We start from the raw sequence: 21,302 nt of genomic DNA on the forward strand, positions 1-21,302 counted from the left end.
AACGTGCGTTTTGACAAACATTAATATGGAGCGGAAACAGGTTTCTTGTGTTTCCGCTTTTTATAAATAGCGTGTTTTCATTTCGAATTTTTAAAGATATCCCCTGTAATTCCTGATTATACAAAAATATGGGTGCGGAGGAATGGATAATGAATAAGAAATCAGTACGTGACATAGAAGTTAGTGGCAAACGGGTATTTGTACGGGTAGACTTTAACGTACCTGTCGAAGATGGCAAAATTACGGATGATACACGTATTCGTGAAACTCTACCTACGATTAAATATTTAATTGAGAATGGCGCGAAAGTTATTCTTGCAAGTCACATGGGTCGTCCGAAGGGACAAGTTGTTGAGTCTTTGCGTTTGACGCAAGCGGCAGAACGCTTGTCTGAGCTATTGGGCAAACCTGTTGCAAAAGCAGACGAAGCTGTGGGTGAAGCTGTAAAAGCTCAAGTTGATGCACTCCATAACGGAGATGTGCTTTTGCTTGAGAATGTACGCTTTTATCCAGGTGAAGAGAAGAATGATCCTGAGCTAGCTAAACAGTTCGCTGAGTTGGCAGATTTGTTCGTGAATGATGCTTTCGGCGCTGCTCACCGTGCTCATGCTTCGACAGAAGGTATCGCTCATTTGATCCCGGCTGTATCAGGTTTGTTGATGGAGAAAGAATTGTCCGTACTAGGCAAAGCTCTTTCTAATCCAGAACGTCCTTTCACAGCGATCATTGGCGGTTCGAAGGTTAAAGATAAAATCGACGTGATCGATAACTTGCTTAACCTTGCTGACAACGTTCTAATTGGTGGCGGATTGTCCTACACATTCATGAAGGCTCAAGGATATGAAATCGGATTGTCTTTATGCGATGATAGCAAATTGGATGCTGCACTCGGATTTATCCAAAAAGCGAAGGATCTTGGCAAAAACTTCTATCTTCCAGAAGATATCGTGATTGCAGATGATTTCAAAGTTGACGCTAACAAGGATATCGTTGAAGTCGGCAATATTCCTGATGGTTGGGAAGGCGTAGACATTGGACCGAAAACACGTGCAAAATATGCTGAGATTATTAAAAACTCGAAGCTTATTGTATGGAATGGACCTATGGGCGTATTTGAACTTGAGCCATTCTCTAACGGTACACGTGAAGTAGCTGAAGCTTGCGCGACAACTGAAGGTTACACCATCATTGGCGGTGGTGACTCGGCAGCGGCAGCAGAGAAATTCCATTTGGCTGATAAAATGGATCATATCTCTACAGGCGGCGGAGCTTCCCTCGAATTCATGGAAGGCAAAGCGCTTCCGGGCGTTGTAGCCTTGAACGATAAGTAAGAACGGCAACTAAAGTTATCTTAAGGAGTGAATCTTGTGAGAACACCTATTATTGCGGGCAACTGGAAGATGTTCAAAACCGTTCCAGAAGCTAAAGCATTTTTGGCAGACATCAAAGGTAAAGCAGAAGTAGCAGGCGTGGAAAGCGTGATTTGCGCTCCTTTCACTAACCTTCCTGCTCTTGTTGAAGCAGCTAAAGGTACATCTATTAAGATCGGTGCACAGAACTTGCACTTTGAAGATAACGGAGCTTACACTGGCGAAATCAGCGGTGAAATGCTGAAAGATCTGGGTGTTGACTATGTAATCATCGGGCATTCCGAGCGTCGTGCTTATTTTGCTGAAACGGATGAAACGGTTAACAAGAAGACTCATGCAGCATTCCGTCATGGACTTACTCCAATCGTGTGTGTTGGTGAGAAGCTCGAAGAGCGTGAAGCTGGCCAAACGAAGGATGTTTGTAAAGTACAAACCGAAGCAGCATTCCAAGGTTTAACTGCGGAGCAAGCCGCTGAAGTTGTTATCGCATACGAACCAATCTGGGCTATTGGCACAGGTAAATCTTCTACAGCTCAAGATGCTAACGAAGTTATTGCTTTTATCCGCGAATTGGTTAAAGGATTGTATGGTGAAGAAGTGGCAAACAAGGTTCGCATTCAATACGGTGGTAGCGTTAAGCCAGAGAATGTAGCTGAGTATATGGGTCAAAGCGATATCGACGGTGCCCTTGTCGGCGGTGCTAGCTTACAGCCAGCATCCTACATCGCGCTTGTTGAGGGGGCGAAATAAATGTCAGCACCTAGACCGGTAGCTTTAATTATTATGGACGGATTCGGACTGCGTGGAACGACGGAAGGTAATGCGGTAGCTCAGGCTAACAAACCAAACTACGACCGTCTTATGAGCAAATATCCGAATACGACACTTACAGCTTGTGGTGAAGCTGTAGGCTTACCTGCCGGACAGATGGGTAACTCTGAAGTGGGCCACTTAAACATTGGTGCAGGACGGGTTGTCTATCAGGATCTGACACGTATTTCGAAATCGATTCGCGAAGGTGAATTCTTCACGAACCCAACCTTGGTTGAAGCTGTGCAAGCAGCTAAGAACAATGGGACAAAACTTCACTTGTACGGTCTCCTCTCCGATGGCGGCGTACATAGCCACATTGAACATCTGTATGCCATGCTAGATTTGGCTAAGAAAGAAGGATTAGATCAAGTCTACATCCATGCTTTCTTGGACGGACGCGACGTGGCTCCAGATTCCGGTAAGAAGTTCATTGAGGAATTACAGGCTAAGATTGATGAAAAGGGAATTGGCAAAATTGCTACGGTTCAAGGACGTTATTATGCCATGGACCGTGATAAACGCTGGGAACGTGTCGAGAAATCGTATCGTGCGATTGTGTATGGTGAAGGACCTCAATACACAGATCCAATGCAAGCTGTAATTGAATCGTATAATAAGTCAGTATTCGACGAGTTTGTTGAACCTGCAGTCATTGTAGATGAAGCAGGCAAACCCGTGTCTTTGGTCGAAAGCGGAGACTCAGTCATCTTCCTAAACTTCCGACCTGACCGAGCAATTCAGCTATCGCAAGTGTTTACGAGCAATGATTTCCGTGGATTCGACCGCGGACCGAAGTTCCCTACGAACCTTCATTTTGTTTGTCTAACATTGTTCAGCGAAACCGTAGAAGGATTCGTGGCTTACGAGCCTAAGAATCTTGACAACACACTCGGTGAAGTATTAGTTCAGAACAACAAGAAGCAACTGCGTATTGCGGAAACGGAGAAGTATCCGCATGTCACTTTCTTTTTCAGTGGTGGACGTGATGTGGAATTGCCGGGTGAGACTCGTATTCTCATCAATTCACCGAAGGTAGCTACGTATGATTTGCAGCCAGAGATGAGTGCTTATGAAGTAGCAGCTGCCTGTGTGAAAGAAATAGAAGCAGAGAATCATGACGCAATTATTCTTAATTTTGCAAATCCCGACATGGTGGGGCACTCAGGTATGCTTGAGCCTACGATTAAAGCGGTAGAAGTTACCGATGAATGTATGGGTATGGTTGTGGATGCAGTGATTGCCAAGGGCGGCGTAGCTATTATCATTGCTGACCATGGTAATGCTGATATGGTGTTTGATGAACAGGGACGCCCGTTCACAGCTCATACGACGAATCCAGTACCGTTTATTCTAACTGCTGACGATGTTACACTTCGCGAAAGTGGAATTCTTGCAGACGTAGCTCCGACGATCCTAGATCTGATGCAGTTACCGAAGCCGGCAGAAATGACGGGACAATCCATGATTGCAACACGTAAATAAGAGTATAATGAGATTAGATGTGTTATAGAAGCAACTAGGTATGAACAAAAAAATTGAATGACGAAAAGGAGATTATGTACCATGACAATTATTTCTGATGTGTACGCACGCGAAGTCCTCGACTCCCGTGGTAATCCAACTGTTGAAGTAGAAGTATACCTTGAATCCGGTGGCCTAGGCCGCGCTATCGTTCCATCGGGCGCTTCTACAGGTGCTCATGAAGCAGTTGAGCTTCGTGATGGAGACAAATCACGTTACCTTGGTAAAGGCGTTCTGAACGCTGTTAAAAACGTAAATGATATTATCGCTCCTGAAGTTATCGGTATGGATGCTTTGGATCAAATCGGTATCGATAAATTGATGATTACTTTGGACGGAACTCACAACAAAGGTAAACTAGGTGCTAACGCGATTCTAGCTGTATCTATGGCTGTAGCTCGTGCTGCTGCTGACGCTTTAGATCTTCCTTTGTACGTGTACCTTGGTGGATTCAACGCTAAACAATTGCCAGTACCAATGATGAACATCATCAATGGTGGTGAACATGCAGACAACAACATCGACGTGCAAGAATTCATGGTTCTTCCTGTAGGTGCTCCTAGCTTTAAAGAAGCTCTTCGCACAGGCGCTGAAATCTTCCACAATTTGAAATCTGTATTGCAATCAAAAGGCTTGAACACAGCTGTAGGTGACGAGGGTGGATTCGCACCAAACCTTGGTTCTAACGAAGAAGCAATCACAACGATCATCGAAGCAATCGAAAAGGCTGGTTACAAACCAGGCGTTGACGTATTCTTGGGTATGGATATTGCCTCTACTGAGTTCTACAAAGATGGTAAATACACACTTGCTGGTGAAGGTAAATCCTACACTTCCGCTGAGTATGTTGATCTTCTAGCTTCTTGGGTTGAGAAATACCCAATCATCACAATCGAAGACGGTATGTCTGAAGACGATTGGGAAGGTTGGAAATTGCTTACTGAAAAATTGGGTGACAAAGTCCAATTGGTTGGTGACGACTTGTTCGTAACAAACACAGATCGTCTTGGTAAAGGTATCGAAGAAGGTATTGGTAACTCGATCTTGATCAAAGTTAACCAAATCGGTACACTAACTGAAACTTTTGATGCAATCGAAATGGCTAAACGTGCTGGATATACAGCTGTTATCTCTCACCGTTCTGGTGAATCCGAAGATAGCACAATCGCTGACATCGCAGTTGCAACCAATGCGGGTCAGATCAAAACAGGTGCTCCTTCCCGTACAGACCGTATCGCTAAATACAACCAATTGCTTCGCATCGAAGACCAATTGGGTGAATTGGCTCAATATAACGGCTTGAAATCGTTCTACAACTTGAAGAAATAATAAGCCTTATGGCTTTAAGAGCTGCCCGGTTTATCCGGGTGGCTCTTTTTATAGGGATAAACCCAAATATACGTGGTAAATTAGGAAGCGTTTTCCTATATCTTCTTGTGTTCGCTACTGTGCTATGGTACAATAAAAATGCTGTTTATGACGATCATGAGTACTTAACCATTCATATAGAATGATGTTAGCTAAGCTATTTAGGAGGTGGATTGAATGGAAATCTTTTTGAAAATACTGCTCGTGATTTTCTCCATCGGTTTGATCGCGGTTGTTCTTCTGCAGAAAGGGAAAAGCGCAGGTCTTTCCGGTGCCATCTCCGGTGGCGCAGAACATCTTTTCGGAAAAACAAAAGCACGTGGCCTAGATTTAGTATTACAGCGTGTAACAATCGTTATGGCAGCTGGATTCTTTATCTTATCGGTATGTGTCGCAGTCGTTCTAAAATAATAAGAAATAGAGAAACCTTCGCTCTTTCGAATAGAAGATGAGCGGGGGTTTTTTTTAAGTTTATTAGGCAATATACCCAGCCTTTAATCAACGTAAAATCAAGCCCGATAAGGGATGTAACAGATTAAATTCGTGTATACTAGGGTATGAGTATACTAAGAAGTTTTTTATACAAGAACGCATACATAGTACTTGCGGACAAATCCTGCAAGTCACCTGAGGTGATAAAGATGATAACGGAACAAACATTACTTGATTGGCTGCGGGATCCCGCCTATAAACCGATGACCTATCAGGAACTCGAAAAGCATTTTGAAATTCGTGATGCATTGGAGTTTAAAGATTTAATTAAGTTGTTAAACGCATTAGAACAGGACGGCAAGATCATCATGACGAATGGCGAGCGCTATGGCGTACCCGAGCGGCTTGATTTGTTGCGCGGACGTTTACAGGCTCATGCGAAGGGTTTTGCTTTTCTGATTCCAGACGATAAGGAACATCCCGACGTTTACATTAATGCAAATGATCTAAAAAGTGCGATGAATGGCGATACGGTGCTGGCTAAAGTGACTTCGCAAAGTCCAGCTGGCGGTAAGCTTGAAGGTGTAGTTGTATCCATTGTAAACCGGGCAGTAACTCAAATTGTAGGCGTTTTCCAAGGACATGAAGCATACGGCTTTGTGCTACCAGATGACAAACGGATTAATCGCGATATTTTTGTTCCTAAGCATGCATTTGGTGGAGCTGTGGATGGGGACAAGGTCGTTGCCAAAATCGTAAGTTATCCCGAAGGAAAATCTGCAGCTGAAGGCGCAGTTATTGAAATACTCGGACATAAAGATGATCCAGGCGTGGATATTCTATCCATTATCCGTAAGCATCAGCTACCTGAAGGCTTCCCTGAGGAAGTATTAGCTGAAGCAGAACAAGCACCAGATTCGATTACGGAAGAAGAAATTGTGTCTCAAGGTCGCCGTGATCTACGCGGTAAAAATATTGTGACGATTGATGGCGAAGATGCGAAGGACCTCGATGATGCGGTTAACGTAGAGCTTTTGCCGAATGGTCATTTCAGACTTGGTGTACATATCGCTGATGTTGGTTATTATGTACGTGAAAATTCTGAGCTTGATAAAGAAGCATACAGCCGTGGTTGCAGTGTGTACTTGGTAGACCGTGTTATTCCGATGATCCCTCACCGTCTATCTAACGGTATTTGCAGTTTAAACCCTCAGGTTGATCGTCTTACACTTTCGTGTGAAATGGAATTTGACGAGCAGATGAAGGTCGTTTCCCATGATGTGTTTACGAGTGTGATTAAGACTAAAGAGCGTATGACCTACTCTAATGTTCGTAAGATTCTGGAAGAAGAAGATCCAGAACTTATGGAGCGTTACAGCGAACTGGTAGGCGATTTCCGCTTGATGAAGGAGCTTGCTCTGAAGCTTCGCGGTCGCCGTATGAAGCGTGGGGCCGTTGATTTCGACTTCGTAGAGTCCAAGGTTATTCTGGATGAGAGCGGCAAGCCGATCGACATCGTGAAGCGTGAACGTTCAATTGCAGAACAGATTATTGAAGAATTTATGTTAGCAGCTAATGAGACAGTGGCAGAACATTTCTACTGGCTTAAAGTGCCTTTCCTATATCGGATTCACGAAAATCCAGACCCAGAAAAGCTGCAGAACTTCATGGCGTTTGCAGCGAATTTCGGTCATCATGTCAAAGGACGTGGCAATGATATTCATCCGCGTGCATTGCAGAACCTTCTGGAAGACATTCAAGGAACGAAAGAGCAGACGGTTATTAGTACAATGATGCTGCGCTCTATGAAGCAAGCGAAGTATGCTGCGGAAACGTCAGGACACTTTGGTTTGGCGGCAGAATATTATTCACACTTTACCTCTCCGATTCGTCGTTATCCAGACTTAGCCATTCACCGGGTAATCCGTGAAGTTATCGAGAATAAAAATGTGTTATCTGATAAGCGTCAAGAATATTTGGCAGCTCGGATGCCGGATATTGCTCAACAGTCTTCTGAGCGTGAGCGTGTTGCTGTCGAGGCAGAGCGTGATACAGATCAACTGAAGAAAGCTGAGTTTATGCTGGATAAGGTTGGCGAAGACTTTGACGGTATTATTAGTAGCGTAACGAGTTTCGGCATGTTCATTGAGTTAGAAAATACAGTTGAAGGTCTTATTCGTCTCAGCTCACTAAGCGACGACTATTACCATTTCGATGAAAGTTCAATGTCTTTGATTGGCGAGCGTACTTCGAACGTATACCGCATTGGTGATGACATCAAGATTCGTGTAGCACGTGTCAACATGGACGATCATACGATTGACTTCGAGCTGCCAGATATGAAGCCGCGAAGAGAAGGTAATCGTGGTGGTGGATTTGGCGGCCGCGGGGGAGCTGGCCGTAAAGGTGGAGCTCCTGCCCGTGAAGGCGGAGCAACTCGTGGTGGACGCGGCGCAGCTAAAGGCAGCGGTGGAGAACGTGGATCCAAAGCTGGAGCAGGCAAGGGTGCTGGAGCTGTTCCAGCTTCGCGCGTTACAAGCGCAGGCGGACGTAAGCGTGGAGGCAAAGGTGGAGCTGTACATGCCAATGCAGAGCGTAGCCGCACGGTGGCAGGCGACAACAGCGAGGCGACACGCGTGAATAACGTGGGCGCAGCTGAAAGCGCAAGCCCAGCAAGCTCTAGCGAAGGCCGCGAGAGCAAAGGCGGTAAGCGGGGCATTCACGCGAATCCGAAGCGTAGCCGTGAAGGTGTAGGTGGTAAATACGGTGATCCGAACCGTAAAGGTTTTGCTTTTGGATCAGGTAAAGGTGGCTACGGCGCAGCACCATCCTCCGGAGGAGACACGTACATTAGTCCGAATTCAAGTGCTGGACGCCGTAAGAAAACGTCTGAGAATGGCGTATTCATTGGTGAAGGTGCAACCCGTGGTAGAAACGCAGGGGGATCAGGCGCAGGAAAGCCAGCCGGTGAGAATAGCGGTACGCCTGGTGAAGGCGGTCGTAAGCGTAAGAAGAAAACAAAAGGTGAAGCGAATAACAGTACAGCTGGTTTTGTACGTAAGAACCAGTAGTCTGCTAGCTACGCCCTTGAAATTGAATATTTGAGTTGATACAATTAATCTCTAGCGTAGTTGATGGATACCGTAGAGGTGATGCATCAGATACGCGGAGATTAATTGTATTTTAAATGTAAACGTAAGGAGTGAGCCCATGGGTAAGAAAAGTGATGGCAAAGTGTTAGCTCAGAACAAAAAAGCTTCCCATGATTATTTTATTGAGGATACTTTTGAAGCGGGTATGGTGCTCACGGGAACAGAGATTAAATCCATTCGTAATGCACGTGTGAACATTGGGGATGCTTTTGCGACCATTCGTAACGGTGAAATCCAAATTCACAATATGCACATTAGTCCTTTTGAACAAGGGAACCGTAATAATCCAACAGATCCAACACGTACTCGTAAGCTACTCATGCATAAAGTGCAGATCCATAGGCTACTTGGCTTGTCTAAGCAGGAAGGATACTCGATTGTGCCGCTTAAGATCTATATCCGAAATGGTTATGCAAAGCTACTGATTGGATTAGGTAAAGGTAAGAAGCAGTATGATAAACGGGACACCGCAGCTAAAAAAGATGCACAGCGTGATATTCAGCGGGCATTGCGTGAGAAGCAGAAGATTGCGCGCTAAATGCTTGGCATATCCCGCCAAGGCAAGTTTCGCCTGTATTTCCTACAAGCAGTGTGTCATTTTGCTCTAATTGTGTGATATACTATTATATGTTGACGCTCGACATGTGAGCCATGAGTTAGGCAATTGCTTCTGGACATCCTTTTTCATGGAGGAGAAGGATGCGGAATAGATAGCTACTGTGCTGAACATTGCTTTAATCTAATCCGAAGGAGCCCTTTATATTAAGGGGGCGTTCTTGGATTCGACGGGGATAGTTCGAGCATGGGTAGCGGGTAGTGGGGACGCGTCCGCTTTATCAACGCTAACGCCTATTAAACGGCAAACAACAAAACAACTACGCTTTAGCAGCTTAATAACCTGTTAGCGTGCTCCTACCTAGCATCGCCCATGTGACTAGACTAGGGGCTAACAAATAGTGGGATACGCCGCTTCGGTCTCCGCCTGGGGTCGACGGAAGAAGATAATCAGGCTGACCCAAAGAGAATCCGGTAACGGGGAGTCCCTAGGGTGACATCAAAACTGTTACTACACCCGTAGAAGCTTATGTGTCGTTATTTTCGGACAGGGGTTCGACTCCCCTCGCCTCCATATGTACCATCAAAAAAGACACCGATAAGGTGTCTTTTTTCTATTGAAGGATGATATCCTTTTTACATTGACGGACTAAAACTGCGAGAGCATAAGATTCGTAATTCGTATGGATTATAACTTGAGTTAAGAAAATATGACTACAGAAAAATCTGTAGTCATTTCTTTAAAAGAATTAGAAAGTTAAGGAAGTACCTTCCAAACATCTGCATTACCTGGAGTTTCACCCTGAGTCCACCATTTTGCTTCATAGTTAACATTGTTGTAGCTTACTTTGCTGCCACCCACGTAAGAAGTGGATGCATTCCAAGCTGGGTATGCAGCAGGTGCACTAGGAGTAGTTACATTGACAACATTGCTGGCAGCGGATACATTACCAGCGGCATCTACAGCTTTTACTGTAAAGGAGTAGGCGGTATTAGCTGTCAGACCAGAAACCGTGTAAGCAACCGTCGAGCCTGAAACCGTAGCGATTAATGTGGAGCCTTTGAATACCTGGTAGCCTGTTACCGCCACATTATCGGTTGAAGCATTCCACATTAAAGGAATTGTCGTTGATGTAGATGTTCCCATCACATGCAGGGTTGTTGGAGCTGCAGGAGCCTGAGTATCAGATCCTGAAACAGCTTGTGTAGTAAAGGATGCGGCATTGCTGGCTGGTGATACATTACCGGCGGCATCTACTGCTTTTACAGTAATGTTGTAGGCTGTATTAGATGCTAGGCCTGTTAGATTGTAAGTCAGTGCACTTGTGGAAGCAATTTGAGTGGAACCGTTAAATATACGATAATTCGTAACTCCTACATTATCTGTAGCAGCATTCCATGAAAGGGTAGCACTAGTACTGGCAACATTGGAGGCAGATACGCTTGCAGGAGCAGTTGGTGCTGTGGTATCTGCGTTTCCACTACCACCAGAGAAGTTAACGTCAATGACATTGTAGAATGCATTTCCTGTATCGGAAATCTCCCAAACCGCAAGAATAACTTGATATCCCGTTCTGCTCGGTACGTTGCAAGTGTCCGAATAGGAATTCGACGGCTGACCTTTATACGCTACATTACAGAAAGGAGTTAAATCAAAGGATGCCCGGGTTAATGGTGCATTCGGGTCCCAGTTTTGCTTAGTAATATAGTATTTCCAGCTGGCTGTGGCATGAGGGACTTTTAAAGTCCAGTTGAACGTAGTGGGGCCAGCGGAAATATTCACCTTTGTCCAGCGAGTAGCGGATTGCTCATCTAGTGGAGCGAATAAGCCGTTAGCACTTGCGATTTTGCCATCGGCTGGACCTGCTGCAGGAAATCCTTTTGCTGCTTCTAAGCTATAGGCTCATAAATAATAAGTCCGCAGTTCTTATTCGTTCCTTTTGCACATAAATCCGCACGGCTGGATGGATTACTTACATATCCGTGAGCAGATGCTTTAGACTCGAATAAGAATAGAGCCATAATCGCCAGTGTTGCCAATAGAAAGCCCGCCAAGGCCTTTTTTATAAGATTAGAATTAGGTAACTTAAGGTTGACATTAAAAAAACTCCTCCTCTAATATTCAAACTATTTACGAAGAACAATAGGATCATTTGTACCTTTCATGCGTAACGGTGTACTTTTCACCTCCTTTCAAGTCAGAAATGTATGCTATTAATGTCGGATCTTGTATCATTTCGATATGGACAAGATAGCGCTTTCATTTAAGAAATTATTTATAAAGTTTTTGGAATAAAAGGAATTAAATACTATTTTATATTAGGCAATAGTGGCCTGCAATATTTAATGAGGATTTAGTTGATTTATTTAAAGAATAGTTGAATATTATTATTAATAATTAGAGATAAAATTCCGATGGGGTAATTGCATTGAGTATTTTATTTGCTTCTGTACAATCGGTTGCTATGATACTATATAAATAGGTTTAAAAGTTGGCTGTTACCTGATTTACAGATGCTTTGATATAAACAGGAATTCGTTATAAAATTTTGGGCCGTTTTACATAAGCTTTTAAATATCAGATTTATCATTTGGGAGGGAATTAAATGAGCACACAGAAACTCGGATCTCCATTAGAAGGATTTGCTGAATTTAGCAGGAAAGTAGCGGCAGAAGGTGCTGTTCTTTTGAAAAATGAAGGACAAATACTTCCACTTGGACATTCCGAAAACGTTTCAGTTTTTGGTAGAACACAGGTTAACTATTATCGTAGCGGGACAGGTTCGGGGGGAAGTGTGCATGTTTCCCATACAACAAGTTTACTCGGTGGTCTTCGGGATAAGAAAGATATCGTTATTAACGAAGAACTAGCTCGTGTATATGAACAGTGGATTGAGCAAAACCCATTTGATAATGGCGGTGGAGGTTGGGCGGCTGAGCCGTGGCATCAGAAGGAAATGCCTTTAACCGATGAGATAGTGTCAGCGGCAAGAAAGAAATCGAACAAGGCGATTATCGTTATCGGACGCACTGCGGGAGAAGATCAAGATAATGCTAACGAATCAGGAAGCTATCAATTAACAGCGGATGAGAAGGAAATGCTGAAGCAGGTGACAGCATATTTTGAACAAACGATTGTTGTGCTGAATGTATCGAATATTATCGATATGAGCTGGATAAACGACGAAAGTTACGTGCATCCGATTCCTTGTGTCATGTATAGCTGGCAAGGTGGGATGGAAGGTGGTAAGGCGATCGCAGACGTATTGGTCGGAGAGGTTACACCGAGCGGTAAGCTAACGGATTCGATTGCATACACGATTGAGGATTACCCATCCACTCGCAATTACGGCAATGAATTTACAAATATGTATCAAGAAGATATTTATGTGGGATACCGTTATTTCGAGACGTTCCAACCGGATAAAGTTCATTTTGAATTTGGTTATGGTTTGTCCTATACCCAGTTTGAGATTGAGCCTAAGGGAGCTAAATTGGTTACTGAAGCTGGAGAAGAGCACATTGAGATTGGTGTATCGGTAAAAAATATTGGAACAACCTATGCAGGTAAAGAGGTTGTTCAGGTCTATTATGAAGCTCCACAAGGAAAGCTGGGTAAGCCAGCTAAAGCTTTGGCTGCATTCGTAAAGACCAAGGAACTTCAAGCCGGTGAAACAGAACAACTCACGGTAAATTTCCCCGTTCATTCGATGGCCTCTTATGATGATGAAGGCGTTACAGGGATAACGTCTGCTTATGTTTTGGAAGCTGGAACATACCGCATTTTTGTAGGAAATAGCGTCAAGAATCTAGTCGATGTAAGCGTTGATGGACAGAGCGGCTACATTGTGGAAGAGCTTAAGCTAGTGGAGCAATTGCAAGAGGCCATGGCGCCGACAGAAAATTTTACAAGAATGAAGCCAGGTGCCCGCAAAGAAGATGGGTCGTATGAACTTACTTTTACCAAGGTACCGAAACAAAAAATTTCCATGGCGGAGCGGATTGAAAATAATCTGCCGCAAACGCTGGAGCAGACCGGTAATCAGGGCTATACATTAAAAGACGTCTCTGATGGAAAAGTCAGCATGGAAGCTTTTATTGCACAGCTTAGCGATCAGGATTTAGCGGTAATCGTAAGAGGAGAGGGTATGAGTAGTCCGCTTGTGACGCCGGGTACGGCTTCGGCTTTTGGTGGCGTTAGCGACAGTTTGCTAGACTACGGAATCCCTGTTGCTTGTACGGCAGACGGTCCTTCCGGTATTCGGATGGATAGCGGTCAACAAGCTACGCAGGTTGCTATTGGAACTCTGCTTGCAGCTACATGGAATACAGCACTGGTTGAAGAGTTATATGTTATGGAAGGTCAAGAATTATTGAGCTATAACATTGATGCTTTGCTTGGACCTGGTTTGAATATTCGGCGAAGTCCGCTTAACGGGCGTAATTTCGAATACTTCTCGGAAGATCCGTTGATCTCTGGAGTGTTTGCAGCAGCATGCACACGCGGCATTATGAAAGGCGGCTCGAATGCTACGCTGAAGCATTTCGCTTGTAACAACCAGGAGAAGCATCGCAGCAAAGTAGATGCCGTTGTATCGGAGCGTGCCCTTCGGGAAATTTATCTGAAAGGCTTTGAAATCGCGGTGAAGCAGGGCGGAGCGAATTCGATCATGACCTCCTATAATCCAATTAATGGACACTGGGCAGCTTCCAATTATGATATGAATACCACCATTCTTCGCGGGGAGTGGGGTTTCCAAGGGATTGTGATGACGGATTGGTGGGCTATTATGAACGATGTGGTTCATGGAGGCGCAGCAGATCGCAAATATACAAACTGGATGGTCCGTGCGCAGAATGATCTGTACATGGTGGTTATGAATTACGGAGCGGAAATTAATGCGTGGGAAGACAATACGATTGAATCCTTAGAAAATGGTACGCTTACACGTGGGGAATTGCAGCGCAGCGCCATCAATATTTGTAGGTTCATTATGCAGGCGCCTGTATTCTCCAGAAAACAGGTTATCGAGGAAAAGGTAGATACGTTCACAGCCAATCAGACACTTTCTCCTGAGCAAGTACATTTGTTAACTGAAAATGCACAGGTGAAGCCTGCCACGACTGGTTCTACTTTTGTAAAAGTGGAACAGGCGGGTGAGTACCGAATCATTGTACGTATCATGTCTCCAGAGTCTGAACTGGCACAAAGTGCTTGTAATATAACGCTGAACGATCAACCGATGACGACCATTCAAACGAATGGTACGGATGGTCGATGGATCAAACAGAAGCTTGTTAAAATCCAGTTAGAAGCCGGCCTTTATGAGATGAAGTTAGACTTTGTCAAACCAGGCCTACAGATCGATTGGATGGAATTTAAACTAGTTTAAATGTAGTATCGTAAAGGATGTAATAAAAAAAGCGACCTCTTAGGTCGCTTTTTTGTTTGGTTATTTGACGAGTACACCATTCACAAACGTCATGGTCTTATCCTTAAATTCTAAAACAAAGGAACTCGGATAACTATTTTCAGTTGAAATCTCTGTTCCTAAAACAATGGTCGTTTCTACATTATCGAAGGGATTGTGGAGTAATTCCTTTGGAACGTAGCGGTTTTCATAACCAATGACATTCTTATTTTCATCATAGATAAACATACTTTTTCCCGAAAAGACCAAATCCTTACCATTTGTTAATGATAATTCTACTTTGAAGCGGGTATTTGTTTTTTCATAAGATAACGTCACATCTTGAGATGATACAGAAACCGGAATAGCGAAAAAGCTAATGATCACAAGTGTTACAATCAGAACTGCAGAAATGGAAATTAAAAGTGTTTTTTTATTTTTTGTTCTCACTTTCTTTAAATAGTCCAGATTTTCTATCTCTTTATTATTCATGGCAGGCACATTTTCATTTACAATCCCTGTCATTTCCTGATGAAACTGTCTGCAATGTTCACAAGATGTAAGATGCTGTTCAATTTCCTCGTTACTACTTGGAGAGGTTAGGTTCTCAATATAAGAAGGTAATAAGTCTCTTACAATATCACATTTCATTGGTTTCTTCCTCTCATTAATTTTTGCTTTCCACGGTAAAAGGTTACCCTTGCCCAAGTTTCATCTCTTCCGAGGATTTCGCCAATTTCACGGAAGCTAAATTCACCTGTTAATCGTAGGTACATCACTTCTTTGGTATTAGGATCTAGTAAATGAAGCTGTTTAAATAAGTCCATTTTATCTTGTGCAAAGATGAAGTTAGACTCCGTTGCTGCTGTATCTAACATTGACTCTTCTAATTCGACTGTTTGTCTTTTATTCTGCTTATCTAGCTCTTGATACCAGACATGCTTGGCAATTTGACATAGCCAAACGTAAACTTTGCATGTGCCATCATAATTATGTAAAGACTTCATGGCTCTATAGAATGTTTCCTGTGTTATTTCCTCAGCTATTAGATGATTATGACAAAAACTATATACAAACTTATATACTTGGGTGGAATACTCCCTATATAGTTCCTCGGTATCTTGCATTCCTTCACCTCTTCAATCTATATATCCGAAAAATACGATGTTCGTTACAAAAAATGGCTGTGGATATTTTAATATATCTGCTTAAGAGTGAGTTTAAGGATATTATAGCCGCAGATATTACCTCGTAGAAACTTCGGAAATTTACTAGGTACTATGAACCTATCTGAAAACGGACCCCAAAAGGGTAATGTTGGAGGTGTGAATTTCTCACGCTAAGGTTCGCTTCCAATATGAAAAACCCGCTCATTTGAGCGGGTTTTGTCTTGTTTAAGGATTTAATTGTTGACCCTATGTGGATATTAGAATTGTTACTGCAACTATTTTTTTGCAGCCGCTTCAATATCTCCATATGCCAATGGGTAACAGGAACATCTGTAAAGGTCACGCTGCCTCCTACAGTGATTGGTGTACGCTTGAATAGAATATTAAGGACTTTCACTGCTTCGGCACGAGTTAGCTTGCTGTTTGGTTTAAATGCGTTATCACCATAACCGACCATCAGTCCCGCCGAATTAACATATGCGATTGCTTTTGCAGCCCAGTTGTTAGCATTAACGTCGGTAAATGCGGATTCGCTGTCGATAGGCATCGAATTCGAATCTGTCGATGTTTGCTGTGCCCAGCGATAGGCGATCATCGCGAATTGCGCTCGCGTAATCTGACCTTCTGGTTCAAATTGACTGGCGGTCATGCCTTTCATAATGCCTGCAGCCTGGGCTTTCTGAATATCGGCATGGGCCCAATAGCTTGTATTCACATCATTGAACATTGTGTTTGTAATAGAAGACGCTTTTTCGTTCGATAGATTACGCGCCAACATGGCTGCCATCTGTGCACGGGTAACGAACGCATCTGGACGGAATTCCGCTCCGAATCCTTTGATGTAAGGCTGATGAGCAGCGGCATCCAAGGAAGCTTTCAGACCATCCACTACAACTGGCGTGAACGTACTAAATTTCGTTACAGTGAACTTGATGCCTTCACTTCCGTCTGCGAGCTTGACCAGCTCACCTTGTTTCAGTTCCTTCGTACCGTCACTGTGTTCAATGTATACAGCGAGGTTATCCAATGCCTGCTGCCGTGCGGCTGCATTTGTTGGCAAACTGTTTCGAAGCGGAAGTGTAATCGTCACTTCATGTTCCTGCATGTTGGTTTCGATTTCAACAGGACGAGCCAATACCTGCACGTTCGCATTTGGCACCATACTTAGAATGAGTTTATCATTCTTGGCGCGTTCCTCAACGCTCTTGCGCTCGGAATCTTGCTTCATTGGTACAACTCTAAAGTAAAGGTCTTGGTCGAATCCAGAAACCGATTTAACTGGAACAGAAATCAATGCATTTTGGGTCAAAATTTCTAGATTAACGTTGCCGTCGCTCCATTGTTTAAATGCCGCTTTAGGAATTTCGATACGGGTTTCGGACACTACATCCTTGGCATCTGGGATCAAGATGCGCGCGGTGCTTAGGCCCATCTGTTTTGCTTTTTCAACTGCTGCTTTGGCGACTACCTCGGACATGGTTACCAGGTCCTTGGTCTTACCATCTGTTCCAGTGGTACGCGTAATTTGCGTTTGTGCCAGATTGGTTCCATTCAAACCATTGACTTCAACGACAATTTGCTCCTGTTTAGTCGTTGGTGCCGGTGTATACGAACTAGATCCGCTGCCAGTCGAAGGAGCAGGAGTCGGCGCTGGATTTGGTTCTGGTGTTGGCGTTGGATTTGGTTCTGGTGTTGGCGTTGGTTCTGGTGTTGGATCCGGTGTCGGCGTCGGTTCAGGACTAAAGAAGCTATTAAATGCCTTTTGGATACTATCAACAGTGGCGTAACCTCCAGCAGGCTTTTTGTCCAGCATCCATTGCATTAACTGCTCTGTTTGTTCGCTATCCGAAACCACATCGTTTAGTTTGCTTAAATCAAGTGGGAAGGGTTCGATAGTTGAACCTAATTTTTGCGCTTCCGTTTGCATATACAAGTATATTCCTAGTGACTGCATCATTTCTTCGCTTGTGCTTGCATCATTAACGGTAGGGAATATGGCTGGTAGTGAAATAAGCATAGCGATGTGTTGACTAATTTTCTCCTCTTCAATCTGTAGCTTCATGAATTTAGCCAAATAAGCAATCAGGGTGCGATCTGCTTTCGTTCCATTCGTGTATTTTAAAGAAATCTGTTCGTATTGAGCTGCATCCTCTTCATCAAAATATTCTCCAGTATGGTTAAGTGAACTGTAGAAATCTTGAAGCGAATTTTCAATATCCAGAAGGGAATTTTTATCGACTACGAGGATGCCTTTATACGCTGTATCCACAATGAACTGTACTTGTTCTTTGTTAGCATAACCTGCAGGTTTTGGAGCGAATAAGGCGACCATATCGGAAATAGCCAATTGTTTTTCTTCGGGAAGTGATGAAAATTGCGAGTTATCAACGAGTGCAGGGTCATAGAGCGCTGCGAGTACATATTTTGAATCCGCATTCGGATCGGATTGAGAAGCAGATTTAAAAGATGCAATTTCATGATTCAATGTCACAAGAGGAGAAGTTACAGTGACTTTCTGCATCTTATATATCGCGGTAGCATGTTCTTGATTTTGGACAACTACATTAAAATAATAGGTTTGTCCCCAATTAAGGTTTGGAACATCCATTGTTTGAATCCCCGGTTCCCAGTGACTTAGAGGGATTCCATTTCCTATGTCTTCCAAAGTTCCGATATTATCGGAATCGGATTGGTATACCCTATAAAGTAGTGTATTGGAGTCGAACATGGGGTCTCCTGCATGCGTCCATTTCAAGTTTATCGTTGTATCATTTACAGTGGTGGCGGTAATGATTCCGTCGTTTCCAGGAACAGGAGGAGTTATCCGCTCTGCCCGAACCGAAGTTGAAATCCATGGTGCCACCAGTAATAATATTAGTAGCATGCTGATTATTTTTTTAAATTTAATAGCCATATTTCCTCCTAATTTACATTGAGTTTTCTGTTTTTAAAATCTTCATTTCATGCTTGTTTCGACATTTAATATTCTTAAAATTCTTCTATATAAAGATGCCACACTCCTTGATGTCGATTTTTGTCGATAATGTTTGTGAAATAGTATGATTCACATGACTAATAACCCATTTTATATGAAAGCTCTGAACGGATTCTGAACAAATCTTGAGAAAATTTTCATTAATATGTAAATGTAGTTCGTTGAATTAAGGTGTCGCTAAGGTTTAGTGATAGCCTAACCATACGGTAAAAGTATGAAAGATGAACTTTATTCATATTTTTGGTTTGTTACTAGCTATGTTACCATGAAAAAAGAATCAAAACGGGAAATGGAGTGAGCGGCATGTTGGATGATTCTTATTGGTTAACGAATGTTAAATTAGAGCAGGGTTATGTCATCGAGGATGGACAAGTAGTGGGTACGAATACGGCGATTTGTCATCTTCGAATTGAGAATGGTGTTATTGCTGAAATGATTGGGACAGAAGAGGAATTTCAGAGTCATCTCCCTAAATACGATTGCAAACAATTATTGATGCTTCCTTCTTTCGAGGAAGCGCATATTCATTTGGATAAAACGTATTTTGCTGGACAGTGGAGAGCGGTAAGACAAGTATCCAGCATCTTCGAGCGTATTGAAGAAGAGAAGATATTACTGCCTAAACTTCTGCCAATGGCGAAGCAACAAGCCGAAAGTATTTTGACACTTATACAGGGTTTTGGCGCAACACATGTCCGCAGTCATTGTAATATTGAACCTGTTAGCGGACTGCATCGGTTAGAGGCGACCAAGCAAGCACTGGAGACATTCTCCGGTAAAATTTCATCCGAAATTGTAGCCTTTCCTCAGCACGGATTGCTACGTTCGGATTCAGTTCAACTTGTAAAACAATCATTGGCAGAGGGCGCAACTCATGTAGGCGGAGTAGATCCATACACGGTGGATGGTGATATCGAGAAATCACTCCAGACCATGGTAGAGCTGGCGGCTTCGAATAACGCTGGTATTGATATTCACTTACACGATGCAAATGAAGTGGGTAAGCAAACTCTGATGCGACTTGCCGATCTTACTGAAGAAGCTGGATTACAAGGAAAGGTAACGGTTAGTCATGCTTTCTGGTTTGCAAGTGCACAGCCGCAAGAGGCTGAGGAAGTAGCGCAGCGGATGGCTGCGCTTAGTATGTCCATTGCATCGACAGTACCGATTGGAAGAACCATGATGCCGCTCCCAATGCTACATAGACAAGGATTAAAAGTGAAGTTAGCCACAGATAGCCTTACGGATCACTGGTCTCCTTTTGGAAGTGGTGATCAGTTGGAGAAGGCAGGACGTTTCGCAGAATTATACGGTTATAATGATGAGTTGTCACTTTCTCAATCACTTCAATTTATTACAGGTGGGATAACGCCGCTTGATCACACAGGTGAGAAGGTATGGCCGAAGACTGGAGATGTGGCAAGCTTTGTACTTCTGCATGCAAGCTGTTCAGCGGAAGCGATCGCCCGAAAGGCAGAGCGCCAAGCGGTATGGTATAAGGGACGGATTGTGAGCGGTTCGCTGTAAACTTGGTTCTGGGAATCGGTGTTATCTGTTTGAGTCAATTGATGCTCTGTGGCAGCTTGAATACTTCTTAAGAATAGTAGCCGTTAAGGAAAATTGTCTGCTCTTACGCTTATTAATCTATGTTATAATTGGTACAAAATAACTATAGAGGTGATCATTAGGTGATAGGTCGCAGCGGTAATCCAGCCTTGAAAGACAAAACATTTGACCAAACGAATGGGTATAGCGGATCGGAAAGGATGACAATTGAAGGAACGGTCAATAGAGCGTTCATTATCCTCGCAATCCTTCTTGGGGGAGCCGTTGTTAGCTGGTCGTTGTATTTCAGTGGTCAAGACGTTTTTCCAATGGCCATCGGTGGAGCAATTGGTGGATTAGTCCTCGCATTAATTATTAGCTTCAAGCCGACTTTAGCTCCTTATCTAGCGCCGGTATATGCTGTTCTGGAGGGAGTATTCTTGGGAGCATTGTCCGCGAGATATGAATCGCTATATCACGGGATAACGTTACAAGCGGCTTTGCTAACGATTAGTGTTTTTATTGCCCTACTTCTAGCGTATAAGACAAGAATGATTAAAGCGACAGAAAACTTTAAACTCGGAGTGTTCGCTGCTACAGGCGGTATCTTCTTGATGTACATACTCAGCTTTGTACTTGGTATGTTCGGTGTTACAATTCCTTATTTGCATGATAACAGCTTGATTGGCATCGGAATATCCGTTGTTATCGTTATTGTCGCTGCCTTGAATCTAGTTCTTGATTTCGATTTCATCGAGTCTGGCGCGCAGCAAGGCTCTCCTAAGTACATGGAGTGGTATGGAGCATTTGGTTTGATGGTTACGCTGGTATGGCTGTATGTGGAGATGCTTCGCCTACTCTCGAAGATTGCGAGCCGTAATTAATCATTACTATTGATGGTCTTTTGAACAACTGGTGCATTACAACGCCAGTTGTTTTTTTATTCCAATATGAAAAACATATGATATAGA

Annotated in this window: 13 protein-coding genes, 1 other RNA gene and 1 pseudogene; 11 read left to right on the forward strand and 4 right to left on the reverse strand. The window is 43.4% G+C overall.

Features of this window, described 5'->3' with window-relative positions; all coding sequences use genetic code 11:
• Positions 1-149: 149 nt before the first annotated feature.
• From JCM16418_RS14855 to ssrA, 8 genes are all read left to right on the forward strand, one after another.
• On the forward strand, positions 150-1,331 hold the full coding sequence (locus JCM16418_RS14855) for a phosphoglycerate kinase (RefSeq protein ID WP_036650373.1): 1,182 nt from the start codon (positions 150-152) through the stop codon (positions 1,329-1,331).
• Between the two features lie 36 nt (positions 1,332-1,367).
• A complete protein-coding gene (tpiA, locus tag JCM16418_RS14860; RefSeq protein WP_036650375.1) occupies positions 1,368-2,120 on the forward strand; it encodes a triose-phosphate isomerase in 753 nt (250 codons plus the stop codon).
• A complete protein-coding gene (gpmI, locus tag JCM16418_RS14865; protein WP_036650377.1) occupies positions 2,121-3,665 on the forward strand; it encodes a 2,3-bisphosphoglycerate-independent phosphoglycerate mutase in 1,545 nt (514 codons plus the stop codon).
• A gap of 81 nt (positions 3,666-3,746) precedes the next feature.
• Positions 3,747-5,033, forward strand: coding sequence for a phosphopyruvate hydratase (eno, locus tag JCM16418_RS14870; protein ID WP_036650379.1), 1,287 nt, complete (start codon positions 3,747-3,749; stop codon positions 5,031-5,033).
• A 216-nt stretch (positions 5,034-5,249) separates the two neighbouring features.
• The gene (secG, locus tag JCM16418_RS14875; protein ID WP_036650380.1) at positions 5,250-5,483 is read left to right on the forward strand and encodes a preprotein translocase subunit SecG; all 234 of its coding nucleotides are present in this window, start codon (positions 5,250-5,252) and stop codon (positions 5,481-5,483) included.
• 230 nt (positions 5,484-5,713) lie between these two features.
• Positions 5,714-8,575: a ribonuclease R gene (gene rnr, locus JCM16418_RS14880; RefSeq protein WP_036650382.1), complete on the forward strand. Its 2,862-nt coding sequence runs from the start codon at positions 5,714-5,716 to the stop codon at positions 8,573-8,575.
• A gap of 139 nt (positions 8,576-8,714) precedes the next feature.
• Positions 8,715-9,194: an SsrA-binding protein SmpB gene (gene smpB, locus JCM16418_RS14885; protein ID WP_036650384.1), complete on the forward strand. Its 480-nt coding sequence runs from the start codon at positions 8,715-8,717 to the stop codon at positions 9,192-9,194.
• Positions 9,195-9,422: 228 nt separating this feature from the next.
• Positions 9,423-9,788, forward strand: a transfer-messenger RNA (tmRNA) gene (gene ssrA / locus JCM16418_RS24335).
• Positions 9,789-9,968: 180 nt separating this feature from the next.
• On the opposite strand, the pseudogene JCM16418_RS14890 reads toward ssrA, so the two are convergent.
• A pseudogene (locus JCM16418_RS14890) lies at positions 9,969-11,266 on the reverse strand (lytic polysaccharide monooxygenase).
• A 551-nt stretch (positions 11,267-11,817) separates the two neighbouring features.
• Between JCM16418_RS14890 and JCM16418_RS14895 the strand changes: the two are divergent.
• The gene (locus tag JCM16418_RS14895; RefSeq protein ID WP_036650386.1) at positions 11,818-14,604 is read left to right on the forward strand and encodes a glycoside hydrolase family 3 C-terminal domain-containing protein; all 2,787 of its coding nucleotides are present in this window, start codon (positions 11,818-11,820) and stop codon (positions 14,602-14,604) included.
• Between the two features lie 60 nt (positions 14,605-14,664).
• Here the strand turns inward: JCM16418_RS14895 and JCM16418_RS14900 are convergent, their stop codons facing one another.
• The 3 genes from JCM16418_RS14900 to JCM16418_RS24990 form a co-directional block, all read right to left on the reverse strand.
• Positions 14,665-15,273 carry a zf-HC2 domain-containing protein gene (locus JCM16418_RS14900; protein ID WP_036650388.1) on the reverse strand — a complete coding sequence of 203 codons (609 nt, stop codon included), beginning with the start codon at positions 15,271-15,273 and terminating at the stop codon, positions 14,665-14,667.
• Positions 15,270-15,749, reverse strand: a complete 480-nt coding sequence (locus JCM16418_RS14905) for an RNA polymerase sigma factor (protein ID WP_036650390.1) — start codon at positions 15,747-15,749, stop codon at positions 15,270-15,272. Before JCM16418_RS14905 ends, JCM16418_RS14900 begins: the two co-directional genes overlap by 4 nt.
• Positions 15,750-15,900: 151 nt before the next feature.
• Positions 15,901-18,705, reverse strand: coding sequence for an S-layer homology domain-containing protein (locus tag JCM16418_RS24990; RefSeq protein ID WP_052020318.1), 2,805 nt, complete (start codon positions 18,703-18,705; stop codon positions 15,901-15,903).
• 384 nt (positions 18,706-19,089) lie between these two features.
• Here JCM16418_RS24990 and JCM16418_RS14915 point away from each other — a divergent pair, with 384 nt between their 5' ends.
• Together JCM16418_RS14915 and JCM16418_RS14920 are read left to right on the forward strand one after the other, a co-directional pair.
• Positions 19,090-20,313, forward strand: a complete 1,224-nt coding sequence (locus JCM16418_RS14915) for an amidohydrolase (RefSeq protein ID WP_036650392.1) — start codon at positions 19,090-19,092, stop codon at positions 20,311-20,313.
• A gap of 161 nt (positions 20,314-20,474) precedes the next feature.
• On the forward strand, positions 20,475-21,215 hold the full coding sequence (locus tag JCM16418_RS14920) for a Bax inhibitor-1/YccA family protein (RefSeq protein WP_036650395.1): 741 nt from the start codon (positions 20,475-20,477) through the stop codon (positions 21,213-21,215).
• Positions 21,216-21,302: the final 87 nt, after the last annotated feature.

Origin of the sequence: Paenibacillus pini JCM 16418, assembly GCF_000576305.1 — a bacterium.
Lineage (GTDB): Bacteria > Bacillota > Bacilli > Paenibacillales > Paenibacillaceae > Paenibacillus_AQ > Paenibacillus_AQ pini.